The organism is Blautia sp. OM06-15AC, from assembly GCF_003481425.1.
Taxonomy (GTDB): Bacteria; Bacillota; Clostridia; order Lachnospirales; family Lachnospiraceae; genus Fusicatenibacter; species Fusicatenibacter saccharivorans.
On the sequence record NZ_QULD01000007.1, the window covers coordinates 137272 to 159375 of the forward strand.

Sequence of the window (22104 nt, forward strand, 5' to 3'; positions counted from 1 at the left end):
TTAAAAAGAAATTTTCTATGGGACAGAAAGGAAAAACATGAAAAAGAAAGTAATAGGAATTGCCGCAGGACTCATACTCCTTGCGGCCGCAGGCGGTTACGCGGGCGTGGGGCATTACTATGCATCCCACTTTTTCCCGAAAACCGCGATCAACGGACTGAACTGCGCAGGGCTGACCGCAGAGCAGGTCAAAGAGGAAATTCAGAAGCACATTGTGGATTATACACTCAGCATTACCGAGCGCGGTGGAAAAACAGAGACATTAAGCGGCACGGAGATCGGCCTCACGTATGTGGACGACCACGCGGTGGAAAAACTGCTGGAGTCCCAGAATACTCTTGCATGGCCTGCATTCTATTGGAAAGAGAAAGAAAACCAGGTGGCGGCGGACTCTGTCTATGACAAAGAAATGGTGCAGGAAAAACTGCAGACGATGGAAGGGTTTCAGGAAGAACAGCAGGAAGCGCCGACGGATGCGTATCTGACGGATAACGGAACCTCGTACGTCATTGTGCCGGAAACAGAGGGCGAGCAGGTGGACTATGAGAAGGCGGAGCAGGCTGTCATCGAGGCGCTGGATGCCGGAGCGGCGAGCGTGGATCTGGAAGAAAAAGATGTTTACCGGAAACCGGGCATTACGCAGGATGATGAAGCACTGAATGGGGAAATGGCGGAACTGAACCACCTGACAGCGGCGCGGATCACGTATGCAATCGGTGAAAACAGCTATGCCATAGACCGGGCGACCTTACAGAGCTGGCTCGTACAGGGGGAGGATGGAACCTGCACGATTTCGCAGGACGAAGCGGCAGCTTTTGTGCGCCATATGGCGTATGAGACGGACACCTTCGGGCTGGCGCATACCTTCAAAACGAGTCTTGGCGCGACCATTAACCTGAATGCGGGCGGCGATTACGGCTGGTGCATCGACAAGGAGGAGACGACGCAGGCACTTCTGCAGGCGATCGAGGACGAAACACAGGGAAATCTCGACCCGGTTTACCTCTATACGGCCAATGACCGCTCGGCAAATGATATCGGAAATACATACGTCGAGGTGTGCATTTCCCAGCAGAAAATGTGGTGCTACAAGGATGGCGTTCTGGTGACGGAAACACCGGTCACAACGGGCAATCATGCGACGGGCTATGACACTCCGGCAGGCAGTGTCTGGGCGGTGGATGCGAAAAAAAGTGACTGTGATTTCAAGCTCTATCCGAGCCATGTCATGTTCTGGCTTCCGTTTAACGGCGACGTCGGAATTCACGATGCGAGCTGGCGTACCGAGTACGGCGGGGACATCTATCTGACGAACGGATCCCACGGATGTGTGAATACACCGTACACAGAAGCAGAAAAAGTGTTCAATGCTATTGAAATTGGGGACCCGGTTATCGTATACTATAGCCTGGATGATGTAACCGGGCCGCAGCCTACACAGAAAAACAGCCTGTAGGAAAAACGCTTAAGCATCACAGCAGAAGCACATCAAATAAAGGAGATTTTGATAGATGAAAATAGTAGTATTAGCTGGAGGAACCAGCACGGAACGTTCGGTATCCATTACATCGGGAACTATGGTCTGCAAGGCACTCCGCGAGAAAAACCATCAGGCAGTTCTGGTAGACGTTTTCTGCGGTATCGATGTGAAGGGGAACCTGGAAGATGTATTTGCAGAGGAGGCGTACGATATAGACAAAGCAGCAGAATATATGCACAGCTTTGATGCAGGATTAAACGAAATGATCGAATCCCGCCGCAGATTTTTCGGACCGAACGTACTGGAACTCTGCGAGGCAGCGGATGTTGTTTTCCTTGCCCTGCATGGCGCAAACGGAGAGGACGGAAAGGTACAGGCTACGTTCGATCTGCTCGGCATTCCGTATACCGGAACGGGCTATTTAAGCAGCGCCCTCGCAATGGACAAATCCATCACAAAACAGTTCTTCCGTGCACACCATGTGCCGACCCCGAACGGCGTGACCCTGAAAAAAGGCCAGGAGAGCGAGCCTTTGTCCGGCTTTGGCCTGGAGCTTCCGGTTGTCGTAAAACCGTGCTGCGGCGGTTCCAGTGTCGGTGTCTATATTGCACACACGAACGAAGAATACTGGCAGGCTATGAAGGATGCTTTCTCCTACGAACCGGAGGTTGTCGTTGAGGAGTATATCGAGGGAAGAGAGTTCTCCGTTGGCGTGGTAGACGGAAAGGCTTACCCGATCATCGAGATTGCACCGATCGAAGGCTTCTATGATTACACGAACAAATACAAAGCCGGAGCTACTGTTGATACCTGCCCGGCCGTACTGACGGAGGAGCAGACGAAAGAAATGCAGAAGCACGCAGAGGACGGCGCTGCCGCTCTCGGTATCGAAAACTACTGCCGTCTCGACTTTATGATGCGCAAGGACGGAAGAATGTACTGCCTCGAGGCAAACACCCTTCCGGGCATGACCCCGACCAGCCTTCTGCCGCAGGAGGCACAGGTACTCGGCATTTCCTATCCGGAACTCTGCGAGCTGCTGATCCAGCTTTCTCTCAGAAAAAGAGGTAACAACGCATGAAAAATATGACACTTGCGCACATCACAGAGGTGTGCGGCGGAATCTACTTCGGACCGGAAGAAAAGAAAACAGCGGAAGTCACGGATATCGTGACGGACAGCCGGAAAGCGGGAGAGGGAAGCCTCTTCGTTGCAATTCCGGGTGAGCGTGTGGACGGCCATAAATTTATCCCGAACGTGGCTTCCCAGGGCGCACTTGCTGTTATTTCCGAGCAGAAACTTGAAACACCGCCATGCCCGTATATCCTCGTGAAGGATTCCATGGAGGCCATTAAAGCAATGGCAGAATACTATATGCAGCAGCTCAATATTCCGGTTGTCGGCATTACGGGAAGTGTTGGAAAGACCAGTACAAAGGAGACGATCGCGTCGGTGCTGGCGCAGAAATACCGTGTGCTGAAAACGGATGCGAACTTTAACAATGAGCTGGGACTGTCACTTACTGTTTTCCGCCTGCGCGAGGAGGATGAGATGGCGGTTCTCGAGATGGGAATCGACGATTTCGGCCAGATGCACCGTCTGGCGAAGATCGCACGCCCGGAGACCGCAGTCATTACGAATATCGGCTGGTGCCATCTGGAAAATCTGAAGACGCGAGACGGTATTTTACAGGCGAAGACCGAGATCTTTGATCATCTGCGTGAGAACGGGCACATTATCATCAATGGGGACGATGATAAGCTGTCTACTGTTGGAACGGTTCACGGCATCAAGCCGGTTCATTTCGGATTGGATGAAAAGAACGAATATTATGCCGATGAGATCGAGAGCCAGGGCTTCCGCGGCATTTCCTGCCGGATTCATACCCCGCAGGGGAGCTTTTCTGCACTGATTCCGATTCCGGGACGCCATATGGTTTACAATGCGCTGGCCGGAACCGCAGTCGGATGCATGTACGGGCTGACGCTGGAGCAGATCAAACAGGGAATCGAGACACTGCAGTCGGTGAGCGGAAGATTCCACATCATCGAGACAGGAAAATACACCGTTGTCGATGACTGCTACAACGCAAACCCGGTTTCGATGAAGGCATCTCTCGATGTTCTGAAAGAGGCGAAGGGAAGAAAAGTGGCCGTGCTCGGCGATATGGGAGAGCTTGGAACCGATGAGGCAGCACTCCACGCCGAAGTCGGCACACACGCCGGAACCTGCGGCATTGACGCCCTCTACTGTGCGGGACCGCTCTGCGAGCATCTTGCAAAAGCGGCAAAAGAGGCTGATTCGAAGCTTGAGGTACGCCACTTTGCAGACCGCGAGAGCCTGATGGCAGAACTGCCGAAGCTCTTACAGGACGGCGATCAGATTCTGGTAAAGGCATCGCATTTTATGGAATATGGAAAGATTGTGGAGATGCTTGAAACAGCACAGAAATTATGATAAAATTTTAAACTGGAAAGTACCCATGACAGGGTGGTAGCCTCCCGAGCTAATGAATACATAGGAAGGGAGGTGGCGTAAATGACAGCATACGAAATTATTATGGTTTTTCTGGGAATCTTAGCTTTACTGATTTCCTTCGGAGGCTTCATCATTGCGTTGCTTACCTTTCTCGATAAGAGAAATAAGCGAAAATAAAAATGCCTACCCCGTCGGCAAACGGGATAGGCGGTGTTCGTAAGAACATTTAACCCTTTTCTCGAGAGCATCCACTTTGGAGTGGGTGCTTTCTTTTTATATATTTATTATATCGCAGGGGTCTGGCATTTTCAAGCATTTTCTTTCAATTGTTCTAATAGAATGTTTTTCGTATAATTTCCAATCTCTTTTTTCTCTTCCTTCGTAAGCTCGCCCGGAATGATCGGCTTGCCGTACGTTACGGTAACGTGGGTACCGCGGATCTTCGGGAAATGTGCTTCCAGAATTTCTCTGGATCCGGAAATCGAAAGCGGAATGATCGGGCAGCCGGTTTTCGTTGCCATCTTGAATGAACCGTTGTGGAACTCGCCGAGCTCCAGCTCGCTCTCCGTCTTGCCGCGGGTACCCTCCGGGAAGATACAGATGGAAGTGCCGCTCTTGATCTCCTCACATCCGGCAAGGATCATCTGCAGACCCTGTTTGATGTCGGAGCGGTCGAGGAAGAGGCAGTGGATGAGATCCATCCAGTTCTTTAACAGCGGAATGCGTGAAAGTTCTTTTTTGGCGACAAATCCGCAGGAACCCGGAACCGTTGTATAGGTTACAAGGATATCGAAATAGCTGCGGTGATTGCCGATGTATAGAACAGCCCGGTCCTTCGGAATATTTTCCTGACCTTTTACGGTGATCTTCGTGCCGGAAAAAAACAGAATTACGCGAAAAATCCAGCGGATCAGGGAGCGGCTTACCTTGTCACAGACCTCCGGCTTTTTCTTCCGGATCAGAAGCAGAACAAGAAGCACCGGGATCGACAGAATCAGATACAGAAAAGCGGTCAGAATGACCAGAATAAAACGAATCATGAATCTTTTTCTCCTCTTGGTAAAAATAGTGGTATTCAGTTATTGCGTACTTTTCAGTATACGTCATTGACGGGGCATGTTGCAATAACTTTCGTCTTTTTCAGAAAAAGATTTTGCGTCATAGAAGACTGCGGCCCGTCATACAATGGATAGAAAGAGCAGGAAGCGGCGTTTGGAATGATGAAGAAAAAGAGACGGGGAAGAGTTCTTCTGGCGGCGGTGATTCTGATGCTCCTGGCATCGTGCCGGATCACAGATGTGAGCGAGGGCGAGCGAAAAGAACTGTCGTATGCGATTGTAAAGCCGGGCGATTTTCCGCCGGAAATCGATCAGATTTTGCGCAGGAAAAAAGAATCCGCGTTCCAGATGGCGTACGAGAGCGGGGACGATCTCTACATACTGCGCGGCTACGGAAAGCAGAAAAGCGGAGGCTTTTCCATACAGATCGAAGAAGTATCGAAATCGGAAAACGCCGTTTTCGTGCGGACAAAACTCGTCGGACCTGCCGCAAAGGAGGAGCAGAAAGGCGCCGCCTCCTGCCCTTACGTCGTGCTGAAAACGAAAGCGGCGGCGGGAATCTCAGTCGTATTTGAGGATTAGAGTGGGAGGAGCCTTATGGATTTTGTAAAAAAGATTCTGCATCAGATCAGCAGAAAAAGCGAAGCGGTGTCACAGATTACGTTTGACGAGGACTACAATGTGCCGGACGCAAGGCCCGATGTGGGGCGGATGATTCAGAAAAAAGGCGAGGTGACGATCGGGGATGTGCAGATTTCGGAAGGAAAAGCGCGTGTATTCGGCGGCCTCACCTTTCATCTGCTGTACGTCTCCGACGGCGAACGGCGCCGGATCTGCCAGCTCTCCGGCGAGCTTCCGATCGACGAGACGATCCATCTCGATGGTCTGACAGGGGGCGACAAGGTCTGCATCACCTGGGAAGTGGAAGATCTGAACCTGCATCTCATCAACTCGCGGAAGCTGGGCGTGCGCGCGATCGTCACGCTGCACGCGTGGATCGAGGAACTGTGCGACCTTGCCGTGCCGATGGAAATCCGCGGGGAGAGCGACGTCGCGGTAAAAAGGCAGGAATACCGCGTGGTTGAGCTTGCAGTGCAGAAAAAAGATGTGCTGCGTGTCAAAAAGGAGCTTACGATTCCGTCCGGCAAGCCGGAATTGCACGAGATTCTCTGGCAGGATCTGGAAGTGCGCGGTCTCGATCTCCGCTCTGAGGAGGGGCGGGTCAGTGCGCAGGGAGAACTCTTTGTCTTCTGTCTGTACAGCGACGGCGAGGAGGATCACCCGCTGCAGTGGGTGGAGCAGGCGCTCCCGTTCCAGGCAGAAGTGGAATGCCAGGGCTGCATCTCCGAGATGATCCCGCGGATCGAAAGCACACTCGGCCAGACCACACTCGAAATCCAGCCCGATTCCGACGGCGAGGAGCGGGTCCTGCAGGCGGAGGCCGTACTCGAACTTGACATCTGTCTGTATCAGGAAGAAACCGTATCACTTCTGCAGGACGTTTACCATCCGCACCGAGAATGCATTCCAAAAGTGCAGGAGGAGACTTTGGAGAGCCTTCTGATCCGCAATTCCTCCAAATGCCGCCTGACCGACAAACTGCAGATGCGCGTGCCGAAAAATAAAATTCTGCAGATCTGCCACAGCGACGGCAAAATCAAGATCGACGAGGAAAGAATCGTAGAAAACGGCATCGAAGTAACCGGTGTGGTGGAACTCAGGGCGCTCTACGTGGTCAGTGACGATGAAATGCCATTCTACGCCGCCGAAACCGCCCTCCCTTTCCGCCACACCATCGAAGTCCCGGGAATCGGACCGGACTGCCGCTACGAACTCCAGTCCTCCATTGACCAGCTCTCCACAACCATGCCGGACAGCAGCGACATCGAAGCCAAAGTCGTACTGAACCTGAACGCCCTCGTCTTCCGCCGTAGAAAAGAGATGGTAATGCAGTACGTCGAAGAAAAAGACCGAGATCCGGAAGAACTGCAGAGCCTCCCGGGCATCACCTGCTACTTCGTCAAGCCGGGGGATACCCTGTGGGATATCGCAAAGAAATTCTATACGACGACAGATAAGATCAGGGAATTAAATGAACTGAAAACCGAAACACTCACACCGATGCAGCAGTTATTAGTGGAGCGGGTATAGCGGAAAAGACAGCCTACTGCCTTAAGAATGGAGTTAATCCATCAGGCAGCAGGCTGTCTTTTTGCGAGTTCCATGCCGATCTGCATTGCAGAAAGAACAGGTACACTTTTGTGACGGGAAGAAAAGCAGGAATTACAACCTTGCTTCTCAAAGAAATCAACAATAACGGAAAAACACCGTCCTTTGTTTATGATGTTGTGGGAAATATTACTACGATTTCCGAAAATGGTGTTCAAAAAGTAAAATATACGTATAATGCGCTGAGTGAACTGACCCGTGTGGATTCTGCATGGGAAAATAAAAGTATTACGTATACCTACGATGCCGGAATGAATATGACATCGAGAAAAGAGTATTCCTATACAACGGGAACACTTGGCACTGCGGTAAAGACAGATGTGTTTACCTACCGCACTTCAGGGTGGAAAGATCAACTTATTTCCTATAATGGCAGCAGCATTTCCTATGATGCGGTCGGCAACATTACAGCTTATCAGGGAAAAACACTGACCTGGTACAGAGGAAGTCTGCTGCAGAGTCTGACTTTAAACGGAAAGAAAGCAGTGTACCATTACGACAGCGAAGGACACAGAGTCCAGTGGAAAGACCTGAACGGAATCAGCCATAAGAACTACTGGTGCGGAAATAAACTGATGGGAACCAAATATGGAGATGTACTGGTTCAGTTTGTTTACGGTGCAGATAAATCCCCGCTGATGCTGAAAAAAGGAGAAAAAGAGTATTATTACTTGTACAACAGCCAGAATGATGTCATCGGACTGATTGACAGCGATGGAAAACAGGTAGTAAACTATTCTTACGATGCATGGGGAAAGCAGACCGGTCTGACCGATACCAGCGGAGAAAATATCGGAAAGCTCAATCCATTCCGCTATCGTGCTTACTGCTATGATGACGACACCAGACTCTATGTCACTGCCAGCCGCTATTACGATCCGGAACTGTGCAGATTCCTTTGTGCAGACAACTTTGATGTTGTAAAAGCGCAAATGTTCAGTATGAACGGAAAGAACCTTTATGTGTATTGCTGCAACAATCCGGTGAATGCGGTAGATGAGGACGGCAGCTTAGCAGAAACTTTGCAGGGAGTTATAGCGGTACTGAAAGAAGTAGCAAAAGGAGCCTTTGTGGGAGTTGTTACATACTGGATTCAGTGTTTGATCAGTGGCGAAGATGTGACAAAAGAAGGAACGTTTATCGCAGCTATTTCTGGAGGAATCACAGGTGCTTTTGGCGGAATAGCCGTTTCAATAGCAGTAAGTTTTGCAGGAGGAGCTTATTCGGAATATCAGGATTCAAAGGATCCAGGAAGAGCTATTGCGGCTGGAGTTTATGAGAGTATTGTAACAGCATTACAGCCAGGAACCTATACTGCTCATGTAGAGAAAAAAGTGGAAAAGGATGCATTAAAGATTTTTTCGAATTTTTTTCAGGCACCAATTCTTGGACATGGAAAAAGTGGTGTTTTGGATGGTGTTTTTGGAAAACCCCAAAAACAGGAAAATAAAAATGGATCAACATTTAAGAAAGATAGCAATACCAATTTTGGTACTAAACAAGGTGGAGAAAAAAAGAATTGGCAAAACAATAAATCCGCAATTTCAAAGAAAATGCAGAATATAGGACTTCCGGCACTTAGATAAAAAGTTTTGAAATGCCTTTGCACGAGATGAGATAAAATATATCTTCGTGCAAAGGTGAAAATATATTAACAGGAGAAAATATGAGAGCAGGATATCGTAAGTTTTTTATGTTTGGACAAGTTGTCATATTAATAGGCATCGGGTATCTTATGACAAAATTTTGGGAAGATGCAAAAAATCAATGCGAATTATATAATTTGCCTCAAAAGCTTTGGGTAATATTGGGAATGATGTTTATTTGCGGGATAGTGTCATGGGGAAGTGTAGATGCTTTAACACGTATTTACATCCATAAGTGGGGAATGGAACTTACCTTTTTGGGATATAAGAAAAAAATTGTATGGGAGGATTTTTCCGTTATACAAAGATATAAAAATCATTTTTTCTTTAACGTATCAAAACAAAAAGATAGCGGTCTGTTTTTTTTAACATATCATCCATTTACTAGCTTTGTGATATTTGATAAGTCACAATTTAGTTGTGTCCGTATTATGCCAATCAGCGCCGACGAATTTTGTGACCTCCTCACTTCATACGGTGTCAAGTATACGGAAAGTAAATAACATACAAAAAGAGTGGAAGTGGCCGTAAGATCCCACAAATTACAAGCCACTTCCCTTTTTATACGCAAATTTGGAAAAAGAAAGAAGGAAATGCCAATGAAATCAATTTATTGCACGATCATTGCCGCAGCAGGCAGCTTTCTTGCGGCACAGTTTGGAGGATGGGATGCTGCACTGGAAACGCTGGTCTGCTTCATGGCAATTGACTGGATCACAGGAGGCGTTCTGCTTCCTGTCGTTTTTAAAAAGAGCCCGAAATCCGAAAACGGAACGCTGGAGAGCCGTGCAGGATGGAAAGGACTTTGCAGAAAAGGGATGATGCTGTTCTTTGTGCTGGTTGCAGAAAAACTGGATCGGTTTACACAGACGAATTACCTGCGAGATGCCGTCTGCATTGGAGCTATTTTAAATGAAGCAGTTTCAATTCTGGAAAATGCAGGGCTGATGGGTGTGAAAATCCCTGAGATTCTGCGGTCAAGGATTGATGTGCTGAGAAAGGAGGAGCAGAGTAAATGAGGATTGACAGAAGCTATTGCAGTAACCAGAATACCTGGCCGGAAAATCATCCGCAGTGTATTGTGGTACACAATACAGACAATTTTGCCGCCGGAGCCGATGCCCGCGCGCATGCAAGAGCGCAGTACCAGGGAAATTTTCAGAATATGTCGGCGCATTATTACGTAGATGACGGGGAGATCGCTTATCAGGCTGCGCCGCACAGCAGAGGATGCTGGCATGTCGGGAGAAATTATGGAAGTAAAAATCTATTCGGCAGATATGGAAACCGGAACAGCATCGCGGTTGAGATGTGCGTGCAGAAAGGATATGATTACGAAACCGCATTTTTACATACGGTGGAGCTGGTGAAAAACCTGATGAACGAGACGGGGATTCCGTCAGATGCAGTTTACCGGCATTACGACATCTGCAGCAAAAACTGCCCGTCCCAGATTCAGAAGCGGGGAGACTGGGAGCGGTTCCAGCGTCTGATTCGGGAAACAGAAGACGGCAGTGAGAAAAGTGAATACAATCCCGGCATCTACCGTGTAACAGACCCGGCGCTCAACATCCGCACAGGTCCCGGAGTAGAATACCCGGTGGTGGGAGTCATCAAAGACCAGGGAAGCTATACGATCACAGAAATCAGAAACAAAAGCTGGGGCAGACTGCTGTCGGGAGCGGGATGGATCAACTGCCATAAAGCATATTGTTTTTACGGGGGAAGCGTGTAAAATCCCATCTTTGCAAAACGATGTCATCGGACGGATTGACAGCGATGGAAAGCAGGGAGTAAACTATTCTTACGATGCAGGGGGAGAACTGGTAAATACCATGGATACAAGTGGTGCGAATATTGCACAGTCGAAAGAAATAACGAGGGGAAGATTGTATGAAAGTAATATGGGATGATTTGGGTAGAAGTATAAAGTTGATTGTGTGTGCTATGGGTAATTATTATTGTGCGAGTATATGGATAAAAGAAAAAGCCCAGATCCAATCGTATTCATTGAAGGAAAGTATTATAGTACTGATAGGAATGATGTTTTTTATTGGCTTATTTGGTGTTGCTGTAACTGTAGAACTTCTAAGACAAATTTACATTTGCGAATGGGGAATAAAGCTATCTTTTTTGAGGTATGAAAAAAAGATAGAATGGGAAGATTTCACTGTGATACAAAGATACAATGATCATTTTTTCTTCAACATATCGAAACAGAAAGACGATAGTTTGTTTTGGTGCACTTATCATCCATTTACCAGCATCATGATATTCGACAAGTTCCGGGCACCAAGCTGGGGAATCATACCGTTCAGTGCCGACGAATTTTGTAACCTCCTCACTTCATACGGTGTCAAGTATACGGAAAGTAAATAACATACAAAAAGAGTGGAAGTGTTCTGATTTCTGTTGTTTTTACGGGGAAAAGAGAGTAGTATAAATACATGTATAATTACAGCTTTGGAGGAAAAACAGTTGCTTGACTGGATCAATGTTTTTAAAGTAAACCGGAAAATTAAATCCCGTCTCTGGCCGTGGATTAAGATTATTTTGAGTATTGTTCTTTTCTTTGCGGTATTTTACGGAGATATCTATGTTCACATTTTGGATAAAACAAAGACGGGGCGAATCGTGGAAGCACTGATTCTGGTTGTGTTTTCGTTTCTGGACTATCTGATCTGCTTTATTTCTGTAGCCGAAATGGACTGCCTGAAGGACAGGCGGTATGCGGCGGCGAAGGAGAGCGGTGAATTTTATACGGTTTCTGAAATAGAAAGTTCCCTGTTTAACTATGTGCCGCGTACCTATACGATTTATTACCGGCGGGGAAGCAGAAGACTTACCTTCGGCGTACGGACAAGAACGACAGGAAATCTGCTGGAAATGGGCAGCAGAGAATATTTCATAGGACCGACAGGAAAGCGCGAGCAGATTGTGAAAGACCTCGATACGCTGATGAAAGAAGTAAAAAAATACGCAAGATTTGACAAAGTCCTGGTACAGACAATCAATGGAGAATCGGTAAAGAAATGATGCCGGTTCTTCTTGCTTTTACGTAAAAATGCAGGTAAGATAAAAACAGCATGAGTGTAATACACATGCGTGAAAAATCATCAACAGAGAAGGTATGAAAATGGAGGAAACAAAAGATGAATTATCTGAAGGAACGGGATGGTGACCTGTTCTCCAATGCGGATCTGAAACGGCTGATTGTGCCGCTTCTGATTGAACAGCTTCTTGCCATCGCAGTCGGCATGGCGGATTCAATTATGGTATCCAGTGTCGGCGAGGCGGCGGTGTCGAGTGTGTCGCTGATTGATACAATCTTTATTCTGCTGATCAACATGTTCACCGCGATTGCAACCGGCGGAGCCGTCGTGTGCGGCCAGTATATCGGAAAGAAGCGGCCACACAAAGCATGTGAGGCAGCTGACCAGCTTCTGCTGGTGACAACGGCGCTGTCAGTTGTGATCATGGCGGCGGTCTATCTTTTAAAGCCGTTTATTCTGCATGTTGTGTTTGGAAACATTACGGCAGAGGTAGAAAGAAACTGCAATATTTATCTGATGATCGTAGCGGCCTCCATTCCGTTTCTGGCGGTTTACAACGGCTGTGCGGCCATTTTCCGTGCGCAGGGTGATTCGAAAACGCCGATGAAAATATCCATCGTCATGAACCTGATCAATATTTCGGGAAATGCGCTTCTGGTCTATGCGCTGAAATTCGGCGTGGACGGCGTTGCGATTCCGACGCTGTTTTCACGTATGTACGCGGCTGCGGCAGCATTTGTTCTCGTACATAATAAGCGGTATCCAGTGCGGTGCTCTTATCCGGTGAAATTAAAACCGGATTTCCATATGCTGAAAAAAATCCTTGGCATCGGCATTCCGAACGGCCTCGAGAACAGTATGTTCCAGCTCGGCAAAATTATGGTCTTAAGTATGATCACACAGTTCGGAACAGCGTCGATCGCGGCAAATGCGGTGTCCAACACGATTGCTGTCTTCCAGACACTGCCCGGTATGGCGATCGGAAATGCAGTGCTGACCGTAAGCGCACAGTGCGCGGGAGCGGGAGACTATGAGCAGGTAAAATACTATGCGAAAAAGCTGCACATCATCATTTATGGCCTGATGATCGTCTGCTGTCTCGGTGTCATCGCGGCACTTCCGGCGGTGCTTCACGTTTACAGTCTGTCTGCGGAGGCAACAGCCATGACGGAAGATATCATCGTTTACCACGGCATCTGCTGTATGATAATCTGGCCAATTGCCTTCAATCTGCCGAATGTACTCCGCGCGTCCAATGATGTGGCATTTTGCATGATTCTCTCGATTCTTTCCATGTGGATCTGCAGAATCGGCATGAGCTATGTGCTCGGTGTGCGTATGGGATTCGGCGTCTTCGGTGTCTGGGTCGCCATGACGATGGACTGGGTTGTTCGTGCCATTTTCTTTGTCCTTCGCTATCGAAGCGGGAAGTGGCAGCATCAGACGTGATGAAAAATACGGAATGTTTTGGGGAGAGAGAAAGAAAAAACGATACATCTGGAGGAAGTTATTATTATGAAAAACGCAAAGAAACTGATTCCCGGAGCGGCGATTGCGCTGGTGATTGCCGCTGCGGCGAAATTCCTGGAAAGCCTGGAGGAGAGCGCCGGACTGCACTTTATCGGGGCATCGGTCATCGCCATGTTTATCGGTATGATTGTGAACGCCTTTTACAAGCCGAACAGCGTGACGGCGCCGGGAATTAAATTTACATCGAAGAAGATCCTGAAATTTGCGATTATTCTGCTCGGTGCGAGCCTGAATATCCGCACGGTGCTGACGGTCGGAAGATTTTCCCTGACGGTTATGGTATTTACCCTGGCAACGTGCTTCGGCCTTGGCGCACTGATCGGAAAAGCAATGGGACTGAACTGGAAGACGAGCAGCCTCATCAACGCCGGCACGGGTATCTGCGGCGGTTCCGCGATCGCGGCAATCGCGCCGGTCATCGAGGCAACCGATATGGACATTGCCTATGGCCTCTCCGCAACGTTTTTATTTGATACGGTCATGATTGTCGTATTCCCGATCCTCGGTCACTGGATGGGCCTTTCGGATGCCGCGTTTGGCCTCTGGGCCGGAACTGCGGTCAACGATACCTCAAGCGTCGTTGCCACCGGTTACGCATTCAGCGAGGCTGCCGGTGATTTCGCCACCATGGTAAAACTGACACGGACCCTCGCCATCATTCCGGCTGTTCTGGCATTCGCCGCCATCAACGTACATCTGAAACGGAAGGCGCAGGCAGCAGAAGGAACCGCCGTAAAGGTAAGCATCAAATCCATTTTTCCATGGTTTATCTTAGGTTTTCTCGCCATGTCAGCACTGACCTCCTTAGGTCTTATCCCGGCAGGCACAGCAGCCGCATTAAAAACCATCAGCAAATTTCTGATGGTGGCCGCCCTTGCGGCCATCGGCCTGAACACCGATTTCAAATCCCTCTGCCGCTCCGGCGCAAAGCCGATGCTGCACGGATTCATCATTTCGCTGTTGGTAGTCCTGGTAGCGATTGCAGTCGAATTTGCGATCGGCATTGCGCCGCATGGGGTACTGTAAAGAAACAGAGAATTAAAAATCCAGGCATCCGTATAGGATGCCTGGATTTTTTAAATCAAAACGGGTTTGTCGTTTCCTTCAAAAACGTTTTCAAAACCTGCAGCACCCCGTTCTCCCAGTACGGCGGGCAGGTGTGTTTTGCTGAGGCGATGACTTCCGCTCGGGCGTTGGAAACGGCGTAGCTTTCGCCGGCGTTCTGAAGCATCTCGATGTCGTTTAGGTTGTCGCCGAAGCAGCAGACTTCGTCTGGGGTAAGGCCAAAGTAGTTCATCAGAAATGAGAGACCGGTCCATTTGCTGACGCCGCGGGCGTTGCAGTCCAACCATTCCTTACCGGCGACAGCGAGTTTTGCCTGATGATTCCACGCCGGGATGAAATTTGGGGAGCAAAGCTCTTCACAGGAGGTTGGATGGTAGATTGTGAATTTGATAATGTCCTCGTTTTCTACCTTCGATAGATCCGGTACTTCGCGGACATCGAAGCCGTAGGAGTCGCGGAGCCAGTGAAACATGCGGCTTCCGGCATCTTCGGCGAGGCAGTAGTCCGGGGTGGCGGCAAAGCAGTCGCAGGACGGAAGTTCGTCGTGTACCATGCGGCACATGGATTTCCAGAGTGCCGTTTCCATCGGATATGTTTTCAGAATCTTTTCCGGTGTGCGCACGACAGTTCCGCCATCGGAGATGTAGAGCAGGCGGTCCTTGATCGGAGCGAAAAGCTTCTGTTCACTGGAAAACTGGCGGCCGGAACAGACAACAAAATGGATGCCCTGGTCGACAAGCCTGGAAACAACAGTCATATATTCCGGGTCGATCAGAAGTGTGCCGTCTTTGACGAGCGTTCCATCGACATCGGTTGCAATCAACTTTATCATAATAGAAAATCTCCTTATCTTGTCACAGAAAAAATTCAAACTATAGCAAGACCAGAAAATAACGCAAAAAAGACAGTGCTGCAGGGCGCGAATTACAAGGAACGGATTTGAAGGCGTACCGGGGTACGACGAAAATCCGTGACGCAGTAATTCACGTTCTGCAGTGCTGAATTTTTTGCATTATTTTCTGGGATTGCTATAAACATGATTATATCGTGAATTGCTTCGGGGTGCAAGCCGGAACCGGAGGAACGCAAAACTCCACGTTGACGAAATGCGGAAATAAGGCGTAAAATAAAGAAAAATATATATCCACAGGGGGATTTTTATTATGGCATTTATTCAGGTAAGCTTCATGTCAAAAACTTTAATGCGCACCGTACCGCTGCAGGTTATTCTGCCGGTCGACAAATTTACCTTTGGGCAGCCGGAGCGCGAGGAAAAACCGTTTAAAACGCTGTATTTGCTGCATGGCATTTTTGGGAATGAGACAGACTGGGTTCATGGAACCAGAATCCAAAGATGGGCAGAGGAGAAAAACCTTGCCGTTGTCATGCCGGCCGGCGAGAATGCGTTTTATGTGGATCAGCCGTCCATCGGTGCCATGCACGGACAGTTTATCGGAGAAGAACTGGTTGAGATTACAAGAAAAATGTTTCCGCTGTCCAGAAAAAGAGAAGACACCTTTATCGGAGGCCTTTCCATGGGTGGTTTTGGCGCACTCAGAAATGGCCTGAAATATCACGATACCTTCGGGGCTGTGATCTGCCTGTCCGGTGCACTTCATGTGCTGGAAAATCCGGAAGAGAGCAGAGCGGACAGCTTTGCACATGAAGAAGGTTATTTCGGAAATCTGGTCGAAGCAGCAAAGAGTGACAAAAACCCGGCTGTTCTTATCGAGCAGTTAAAGGAAGCACGGAAAAAAGATCCGTCTGTCAATGTGCCGACCGTATTCCAGGCGTGCGGAACAGAGGACGGACTTCTGGAAGTAAACCGTCTCTACCATAAACGGATGGAAGAGAGCGGCATGGACATTGTCTACTATGAGAGCAAGGGTGGCCATGAATGGGATTTCTGGGATGAGTGGATCAAAAAGGCACTGGACTGGCTGCCACTTGAGGAAAAGACGGAAGGTCTGAACAGCGGAAACGTAAATGTTTAAAGGAAAAAGGGAGACAGGCAATGCCAGAAACGAGAAATGACGAATTGTACCGTGCGTTAAAACACAACGGTTACCCGGACGACTTCTGCCGGGAAATTGCATACCGCCAGATGAACACCGATTTTACCGCCACGCGGATGCTCGGCTATCTCTACCGCGTCACAAGCCCGCGCGCCGAGGACGTTGTCGATGAGATGCTGGCTATCCTGAGTGACCGCAAAGCATGGATTGAGAAAAAACAGTCTGAGGAAGCCCAGGCGGCAATCAGCAGAATGTATCGGGAAGGCCTGTAACCTGGGCGGGCGTTTATGCAGAAAAAGCAGAAGGAACGGGCTTGCATTCTTTTCCGGTTTCTGCTACAATCAGTGCAGTGAAAAAGCGACGAAAAGAAACAGTAGCGACAGAGCGCATTCAGAGAGAAAGCGGCAGGTGAAAGCTTTTTGCAGAATCTATCGTGAACCGGTCTTGGAGCTGTGCACCGAAGAGAAGAAAATCCATCAGGAAAAATTTATTTCGTAGGCTGCACCGGGATCTCCCGTTACAGAGAAGGTACAGAGAGCAGAGATCACGCGTATTACAAAATACAAAAATCGTGGGGTACAAATGCTTTGTGTCAGAGTGCAGGAGTTTTCCTGAATTTAGGTGGTACCGCGGATAAAAAAATTCGCCCTAAACTGCAGCTTGCGGTTTAGGGCTTTTTTCTGTTTGAAAACGAAGCATCTAACTCGTTACTTCAGTGATGAGTTAGATGCGTAAAATGTTGTATAAAAGCTTAAAATCGGACAGGCTGGAATGTTCTCGCGTCTGGAAGATTTCAGATGTTGAAAACCCAAAGAATAAGGAGGAAATCAGAAAATGAAACTTGAAAAATTAGTAGGAGAGCGCTTCAAAGAAAGACCTGCTGACTGTGTCATCGACAGCCATGCTATTATGGTAAAAGGCGGATACATCAAATATATGGCAAACGGAATCTATTCTTCCTATCTGCCGCTGCGCCGCATTGTGCGCAAAATCGAGCAGATCCTGCGCGAGGAGATGGACAAAATCGACGGCCAGGAGGTGCAGTTTCCGGTTGTCATGCCTGCTTCTCTGTGGGATGAGTCCGGCCGTTACGATAGCATCGGCGATGAACTGCTGCGTTTCACCGACCGCAACAATGCCAAAATGGTACTCGGCATGACCCACGAGGAGGCAGCCGTACACCTTGTACGCGAGTATGCACAGAGCTACACCAAATATCCGTTTATGATCTATCAGATCCAGACAAAATTCCGTGATGAGGCCCGTCCGAGAGCCGGCCTGATCCGTGTGCGTGAGTTTACGATGAAGGATGCTTACTCCTTCCATACCAGCCAGGAAGATCTGGAGCAGTATTACGAGAAATGCCATGCAGCATACGAGCGCATCTTCGAGCGTGTCGGCGTGCCGGAGGTGGTATCTGTCAAATCCGATTCCGGTATGATGGGCGGAAATATCTCCCACGAGTTCATGCTTCTGACTCCGGTCGGAGAGGATTCCATCGTTCTGTGTGATTCCTGCGATTACAGAGCCAACATGGAGGCAGCTGAGAACATTTCCGACATCGCAAGAGATGCAGAATCCGCTGCACTCGAAAAGGTTTATACACCGAACGTCCACACCATTGAAGACGTCTGCAATTTCTTCGGAGACGAGACAAAGAACTCCTGCAAAGCCGTTGTTTATCAGCAGAATGTTGATGATAAATACGTTGTCCTTTTCATCCGCGGTGATCTCGAAGTCAACGAGACGAAGCTGGTCAACTTCCTCGGCGAGCAGGTTCACGCAGCCGTGATCACCGAAGAATGCGGACTGAACGCAGGCTATATCGGACCTGTGAACCTGAAGGTGAACGGAGATGCCGTTGTTCTCTATGATAAATCCCTCGAGGGAAGAAACAACCTTTCCTGCGGAGCCAACGAGGCAGAGCATCATTACAAAGGACTCGACATGGAGCGCGACGTTCCGAATGCCGAGTATCACGATTTTGCAAAAATCCAGGAGGGCGGCATCTGCCCGAAATGCGGCAAAAAGACCGTGAAGATCTCCAGAGGTATCGAGGTCGGAAATATCTTCCAGCTTGGAACCAAATATACAAAATCCATGAATATGACCTATGTCGATGCAAACGGCGAGAGCAAGACCCCGATCATGGGATGCTACGGTATCGGTGTCGGCCGTCTGGCAGCATCGGTCTGCGAGGCACATCACGATGAGTACGGCCCGATCTGGCCGAAAGCTATCGCTCCGTGGCAGGTACACCTCTGTGCAGTCCGCGTCGATGACGAGGAAGTCAGAGCATATGCGGACAAGCTGTACGAGGATCTGCAGAATGCAGGCATCGAAGTGATCTACGACGACAGAAGCGTCAGAGCCGGCGTAATGTTTGCCGATGCCGACCTGCTCGGCATTCCGCTGCGCATCATCGTAAGCCCGAAAAACATGAAACAGGGCGTTGTCGAGGTTGCATCCCGCGATAAGACTCTGAAAACACAGATTCCGCTGGAAAATGTGATGGAAGAGATTAAACAGTATCTGTAATGATTCAGAACCATGAGAAAGGGAAGAAAAATCGAGATGGGGCTCGGAAGAAGTTCGACAGGAGAAAACACGATATGGAACTCTGGGATATCTATGATGAAAACAAACAGCCGACCGGCCGCACGATGAAACGGAATGACTGGCATATGAAGCCGGGCGAGTTTCACCTGACCGTACTCGGCGTAATCGCAAGACCGGATGGGACCTTTCTTATCACAAAACGTGTCATGACGAAAGCATGGGCACCGGGCTGGTGGGAGGTTTCCGGCGGCGCGGCACAGGCAGGAGAGAGCTCTTGGGAGGCCGTGCGCCGTGAGGTCAGAGAGGAAACCGGACTCGATGTGAGCAAGGCTGACGGCGGTTATCTCTTTACCTACCGGCGCATCAACCCGGATGAGGGAGACAATTACTTTGTCGATGTCTATCGCTTCGTGATGGATGTCAAAGACGAAGATCTCCATCTTCAGGAGGAAGAAACAGACGGCTACCGTTTTGCTGCGCCGGACGAAATCAAAGAGTACGCCGCAGAAGGTAAATTCCTGCATTATGACAGCATCCGCCAGGCATTTGAACTGTAACAGAAAAATAAGATAAGAAAAACGCGTTCCCGCCGGAAACCACAGGGGTTTCCGAAAACGGGAACGCGTTTTCTTAGCCTTAGAGCGTGTCTGAAAAAGGCTTTTCGCAAGCAGTTTATTGCAGTTAATTGCGATTGAATACTTCGCGGTTGAGCGCCTTTTCCTGATGGCTGACAATCGTTGTGCAGACAGCATCGCCTGTGATGTTGACGGCGGTACGCAGCATATCGAGAATACGGTCGATACCCATGATAAGAGCGATACCCTCCGTTGGCAGTCCGACGGAATTCAGTACCATAGCCAGGGTAACAAGTCCGACGCTTGGGATACCGGCGGTACCGATGGAAGCCAGTGTTGCGGTAACAACAACCGTTGCGAGGTTTGCCGGAGTCAGATGAATACCGTATGCCTCTGCGATGAAGATGACAGCGACACCCTGCATAATGGAGGTACCATCCATGTTGATGGTTGCGCCGAGCGGAATGGTGAACGAAGAAATCTGCTTCGAGACACCCATCTTTTTGTTCAGGGTATCAATCGACATCGGGATTGTCGCGTTGGAGGTTGCGGTGGAAAATGCAAATCCCATAACCGGAAGGAATTTCTTCACGAATTTAATCGGATTCAGCCGTGTGAATACGAACAGAAGAACCTGATAAATGATGAAGCACTGCAGTGCCAGCGCCAGTGTTACATTTCCCATGTATTTCAGCATCGGTGCGAACGCAGAAAAGCCGACCGTTGCAAAGGTACGTGCAATCAGACAGAAAACGCCGACCGGGGCCACCTTCATGACCGTCATGGTCATTTCCATCATGACATCGTTAAACTGGCTGATAAAGTTGGAAACGACCGAAGCACGGTTTCCGAGCTTTGCCAGCATTACACCGACAAACAGGGCGAATACGATGATGGGAAGCATATCGCCGTTTGCCATGGAACCAATCGGGTTCTTCGGGATGATGTTGAGCAGTGTATCCACCAGGCTGACGCTGGAATCTGCTGCTGTCGAGGACAGGTCGGCTTTCTGAACCGCACTCATGTTAAGTCCGAGACCCGGGTGAATGAGCAGGGCGGTTCCAAGTGCGATGCAGACGGCAAGTGCTGTGGTAACAAGGTAAAAGCCGATCGTTTTTACGCCGACCTTTCCGAGGGTTTTGCTGTCTCCGATGGACATACTTCCGCAGACGAGGGAGCAGAAGACAAGCGGTACGACAAGCATCTGCATCAGGCGGATAAAGCCCTGTCCGATGACATACAGCACACCTTCTACGATGACGGTGTCCTTGATATAGCTGGACGGGATCCAATAGTGAATCACCACGCCGAGCAGCGCACCGGCCAGCAGGGCAATAAAAATCTGGGTGGAAAGCCCGGGCTTCTTTTTTGACTTTTCCGTTGTTTCTTTTCTGTTTCGGACCATTATTCGATTCCTCCGGTTTCTTCGAGATATTCTTTCAGTGCCGTTTTCCAGTCGAGCGGCTCAGGAATACCGGTCAGGCGGAGCATCATGTTGTCCAGAACAGAATAGGTCGGGCGGACATCATCGCGTGCGACAACCGGGTAGAGATCAAGGTCACCGGTTTTTCCGGTATACTCGAGGATGGTTCTTGCAAACTCATAGCGGCTGCAGCTTCCGGGGCAGACAACGTGGTACAGACCATACTCCTCGCTGTCGATAAAGTGGCAGATCACGCGCGCAAGCTCAAAAGCACTGGTTGGAGCCGCATACTGGTTGTTTGGAACCTCCATCGTGCCGCCTTTTGCCGCATTGCGGAGTACTTCATCCACAAAATCGCGGCCGATCCCGTAAATCCAGGAGCTTCGGATGATGACAAAGCGGTTCAAAAGCTGTGTCAGGATTTTCTCTCCGGCCTCTTTTGATTTTCCGTAGATCGTACGCGGATGCACGGTATCAAACTCGTTGTACGGGATGCGGGATTCCTTGTCGAAAACATCATCCGTTGAGATCTGAATAACCTTTGCGTCGATATCATTGGCGGCAAGCGCTACGTTGCGCACACCGATGGCATTGACACGATAGGCTTCGTCGAGGTTTTTTTCACACTCGGCAACGTCGGTCATACCGGCGCAGTTGATGATAACGTCGGGACGGTTGACATAAACAAATTGTGTGACTTCATCGATTTTGGTAATATCAACCTCGTGAATATCCGTCGGAAGAAGCTGATATTCCACACCCTCCAGCAGTTCCAGAAGGGCAGTACCGATGTGGCCTTCGGCACCTGTAATCCATATTTTTTTCATAGGTTTTCTCCTGTCCTTGATTTATATACAGAAAAACTGTAATTGTATTTATTTTACCTGTGGACTTTACAGAAGTCAATAAATTATGGAAAGTCTCTGTGCAGAACCGGAAAAAAGTGGTATCATTTCTGTATATGTCTGCGGTGTAAGACTGCATATCTGCTAC

At 49.0% G+C, this 22104-nt stretch carries 22 protein-coding genes and 1 other annotated feature; of the genes, 18 read left to right on the forward strand and 4 right to left on the reverse strand.

Annotation, left to right across the window (positions count from 1 at the left end; genetic code table 11):
• Positions 1-37: 37 nt before the first annotated feature.
• The 4 genes from DXB83_RS10725 (at position 38) to DXB83_RS16920 (ending at position 4135) form a co-directional block, all read left to right on the forward strand.
• On the forward strand, positions 38-1456 hold the full coding sequence (locus DXB83_RS10725; protein WP_118697595.1) for a L,D-transpeptidase family protein: 1419 nt from the start codon (positions 38-40) through the stop codon (positions 1454-1456).
• Between the two features lie 55 nt (positions 1457-1511).
• Positions 1512-2561 (forward strand): D-alanine--D-alanine ligase family protein, encoded by a 1050-nt coding sequence (locus tag DXB83_RS10730; RefSeq protein ID WP_055228033.1) that lies wholly within the window; start codon positions 1512-1514, stop codon positions 2559-2561.
• Positions 2558-3937 carry a UDP-N-acetylmuramoyl-tripeptide--D-alanyl-D-alanine ligase gene (locus DXB83_RS10735; RefSeq protein ID WP_118697596.1) on the forward strand — a complete coding sequence of 460 codons (1380 nt, stop codon included), beginning with the start codon at positions 2558-2560 and terminating at the stop codon, positions 3935-3937. Before DXB83_RS10730 ends, DXB83_RS10735 begins: the two co-directional genes overlap by 4 nt.
• Before the next feature lie 81 nt (positions 3938-4018).
• A complete protein-coding gene (locus DXB83_RS16920; protein WP_226906323.1) occupies positions 4019-4135 on the forward strand; it encodes a putative holin-like toxin in 117 nt (38 codons plus the stop codon).
• Positions 4136-4266: 131 nt separating this feature from the next.
• Here the strand turns inward: DXB83_RS16920 and DXB83_RS10740 are convergent, their stop codons facing one another.
• On the reverse strand, positions 4267-4998 hold the full coding sequence (locus DXB83_RS10740) for a lysophospholipid acyltransferase family protein (protein WP_118697597.1): 732 nt from the start codon (positions 4996-4998) through the stop codon (positions 4267-4269).
• A 177-nt stretch (positions 4999-5175) separates the two neighbouring features.
• Here DXB83_RS10740 and DXB83_RS10745 point away from each other — a divergent pair, with 177 nt between their 5' ends.
• From DXB83_RS10745 to DXB83_RS10790, 10 genes are all read left to right on the forward strand, one after another.
• Positions 5176-5598 carry a protease complex subunit PrcB family protein gene (locus tag DXB83_RS10745; RefSeq protein ID WP_022461788.1) on the forward strand — a complete coding sequence of 141 codons (423 nt, stop codon included), beginning with the start codon at positions 5176-5178 and terminating at the stop codon, positions 5596-5598.
• A gap of 15 nt (positions 5599-5613) precedes the next feature.
• The gene (locus DXB83_RS10750; RefSeq protein WP_055268114.1) at positions 5614-7167 is read left to right on the forward strand and encodes a DUF3794 and LysM peptidoglycan-binding domain-containing protein; all 1554 of its coding nucleotides are present in this window, start codon (positions 5614-5616) and stop codon (positions 7165-7167) included.
• A gap of 110 nt (positions 7168-7277) precedes the next feature.
• Positions 7278-8831, forward strand: coding sequence for an RHS repeat domain-containing protein (locus DXB83_RS10755; RefSeq protein ID WP_118697598.1), 1554 nt, complete (start codon positions 7278-7280; stop codon positions 8829-8831).
• Between the two features lie 80 nt (positions 8832-8911).
• Positions 8912-9394 (forward strand): hypothetical protein, encoded by a 483-nt coding sequence (locus DXB83_RS10760; RefSeq protein WP_118697599.1) that lies wholly within the window; start codon positions 8912-8914, stop codon positions 9392-9394.
• A 96-nt stretch (positions 9395-9490) separates the two neighbouring features.
• Complete coding sequence (locus DXB83_RS10765; RefSeq protein WP_118697600.1) at positions 9491-9910, forward strand: phage holin family protein; 420 nt, start codon at positions 9491-9493, stop codon at positions 9908-9910.
• Entirely contained in the window at positions 9907-10626 is a 720-nt protein-coding gene (locus DXB83_RS10770) for an N-acetylmuramoyl-L-alanine amidase (RefSeq protein WP_118697601.1), read from the forward strand. The genes DXB83_RS10765 and DXB83_RS10770 overlap by 4 nt, the downstream gene beginning before the upstream one ends.
• 158 nt (positions 10627-10784) lie before the next feature.
• On the forward strand, positions 10785-11270 hold the full coding sequence (locus DXB83_RS10775; RefSeq protein ID WP_118697602.1) for a hypothetical protein: 486 nt from the start codon (positions 10785-10787) through the stop codon (positions 11268-11270).
• Between the two features lie 99 nt (positions 11271-11369).
• On the forward strand, positions 11370-11927 hold the full coding sequence (locus DXB83_RS10780) for a hypothetical protein (protein ID WP_118697603.1): 558 nt from the start codon (positions 11370-11372) through the stop codon (positions 11925-11927).
• 116 nt (positions 11928-12043) lie between these two features.
• A complete protein-coding gene (locus DXB83_RS10785; RefSeq protein ID WP_118697604.1) occupies positions 12044-13393 on the forward strand; it encodes an MATE family efflux transporter in 1350 nt (449 codons plus the stop codon).
• A gap of 66 nt (positions 13394-13459) precedes the next feature.
• Entirely contained in the window at positions 13460-14500 is a 1041-nt protein-coding gene (locus DXB83_RS10790) for a YeiH family protein (protein ID WP_118697605.1), read from the forward strand.
• A gap of 55 nt (positions 14501-14555) precedes the next feature.
• On the opposite strand, the gene DXB83_RS10795 is transcribed toward DXB83_RS10790, so the two are convergent.
• Entirely contained in the window at positions 14556-15371 is an 816-nt protein-coding gene (locus tag DXB83_RS10795; RefSeq protein ID WP_117509860.1) for a Cof-type HAD-IIB family hydrolase, read from the reverse strand.
• Positions 15372-15702: 331 nt separating this feature from the next.
• On the opposite strand from DXB83_RS10795, the gene DXB83_RS10800 reads away from it, so the two are divergent.
• From DXB83_RS10800 to DXB83_RS10815, 4 genes are all read left to right on the forward strand, one after another.
• Entirely contained in the window at positions 15703-16533 is an 831-nt protein-coding gene (locus tag DXB83_RS10800; RefSeq protein WP_055219937.1) for an alpha/beta hydrolase, read from the forward strand.
• A gap of 20 nt (positions 16534-16553) precedes the next feature.
• Entirely contained in the window at positions 16554-16826 is a 273-nt protein-coding gene (locus DXB83_RS10805) for a hypothetical protein (RefSeq protein ID WP_022461797.1), read from the forward strand.
• Positions 16827-16905: 79 nt separating this feature from the next.
• Positions 16906-17208: a binding site (T-box leader), on the forward strand.
• A 180-nt stretch (positions 17209-17388) separates the two neighbouring features.
• Positions 17389-19092, forward strand: a complete 1704-nt coding sequence (locus DXB83_RS10810) for a proline--tRNA ligase (protein WP_022462387.1) — start codon at positions 17389-17391, stop codon at positions 19090-19092.
• A 74-nt stretch (positions 19093-19166) separates the two neighbouring features.
• A complete protein-coding gene (locus DXB83_RS10815; RefSeq protein ID WP_118659405.1) occupies positions 19167-19670 on the forward strand; it encodes an NUDIX hydrolase in 504 nt (167 codons plus the stop codon).
• A gap of 124 nt (positions 19671-19794) precedes the next feature.
• Here the strand turns inward: DXB83_RS10815 and DXB83_RS10820 are convergent, their stop codons facing one another.
• Positions 19795-21093, reverse strand: coding sequence for a dicarboxylate/amino acid:cation symporter (locus DXB83_RS10820; RefSeq protein ID WP_118697606.1), 1299 nt, complete (start codon positions 21091-21093; stop codon positions 19795-19797).
• On the reverse strand, positions 21093-21938 hold the full coding sequence (gene rfbD / locus DXB83_RS10825; RefSeq protein WP_117802376.1) for a dTDP-4-dehydrorhamnose reductase: 846 nt from the start codon (positions 21936-21938) through the stop codon (positions 21093-21095). The genes DXB83_RS10820 and rfbD overlap by 1 nt, the downstream gene beginning before the upstream one ends.
• Positions 21939-22104: the final 166 nt, after the last annotated feature.

Coding starts and splice junctions, on each gene's coding strand:
- DXB83_RS10725 (WP_118697595.1), top strand. CDS start 38: ATGAAAAAGAAAGTAATAGGAATTGCCGCAGGACTCATACTCCTTGCG.
- DXB83_RS10800 (WP_055219937.1), top strand. CDS start 15,703: ATGGCATTTATTCAGGTAAGCTTCATGTCAAAAACTTTAATGCGCACC.
- DXB83_RS10770 (WP_118697601.1), top strand. CDS start 9,907: ATGAGGATTGACAGAAGCTATTGCAGTAACCAGAATACCTGGCCGGAA.
- DXB83_RS10790 (WP_118697605.1), top strand. CDS start 13,460: ATGAAAAACGCAAAGAAACTGATTCCCGGAGCGGCGATTGCGCTGGTG.
- DXB83_RS10815 (WP_118659405.1), top strand. CDS start 19,167: ATGGAACTCTGGGATATCTATGATGAAAACAAACAGCCGACCGGCCGC.
- DXB83_RS10730 (WP_055228033.1), top strand. CDS start 1,512: ATGAAAATAGTAGTATTAGCTGGAGGAACCAGCACGGAACGTTCGGTA.
- DXB83_RS10735 (WP_118697596.1), top strand. CDS start 2,558: ATGAAAAATATGACACTTGCGCACATCACAGAGGTGTGCGGCGGAATC.
- DXB83_RS10765 (WP_118697600.1), top strand. CDS start 9,491: ATGAAATCAATTTATTGCACGATCATTGCCGCAGCAGGCAGCTTTCTT.
- DXB83_RS10740 (WP_118697597.1), bottom strand. CDS start 4,998: ATGATTCGTTTTATTCTGGTCATTCTGACCGCTTTTCTGTATCTGATT.
- DXB83_RS10805 (WP_022461797.1), top strand. CDS start 16,554: ATGCCAGAAACGAGAAATGACGAATTGTACCGTGCGTTAAAACACAAC.
- rfbD (WP_117802376.1), bottom strand. CDS start 21,938: ATGAAAAAAATATGGATTACAGGTGCCGAAGGCCACATCGGTACTGCC.
- DXB83_RS10820 (WP_118697606.1), bottom strand. CDS start 21,093: ATGGTCCGAAACAGAAAAGAAACAACGGAAAAGTCAAAAAAGAAGCCC.
- DXB83_RS10745 (WP_022461788.1), top strand. CDS start 5,176: ATGATGAAGAAAAAGAGACGGGGAAGAGTTCTTCTGGCGGCGGTGATT.
- DXB83_RS10795 (WP_117509860.1), bottom strand. CDS start 15,371: ATGATAAAGTTGATTGCAACCGATGTCGATGGAACGCTCGTCAAAGAC.
- DXB83_RS10775 (WP_118697602.1), top strand. CDS start 10,785: ATGAAAGTAATATGGGATGATTTGGGTAGAAGTATAAAGTTGATTGTG.
- DXB83_RS16920 (WP_226906323.1), top strand. CDS start 4,019: ATGACAGCATACGAAATTATTATGGTTTTTCTGGGAATCTTAGCTTTA.
- DXB83_RS10750 (WP_055268114.1), top strand. CDS start 5,614: ATGGATTTTGTAAAAAAGATTCTGCATCAGATCAGCAGAAAAAGCGAA.
- DXB83_RS10810 (WP_022462387.1), top strand. CDS start 17,389: ATGAAACTTGAAAAATTAGTAGGAGAGCGCTTCAAAGAAAGACCTGCT.
- DXB83_RS10785 (WP_118697604.1), top strand. CDS start 12,044: ATGAATTATCTGAAGGAACGGGATGGTGACCTGTTCTCCAATGCGGAT.
- DXB83_RS10760 (WP_118697599.1), top strand. CDS start 8,912: ATGAGAGCAGGATATCGTAAGTTTTTTATGTTTGGACAAGTTGTCATA.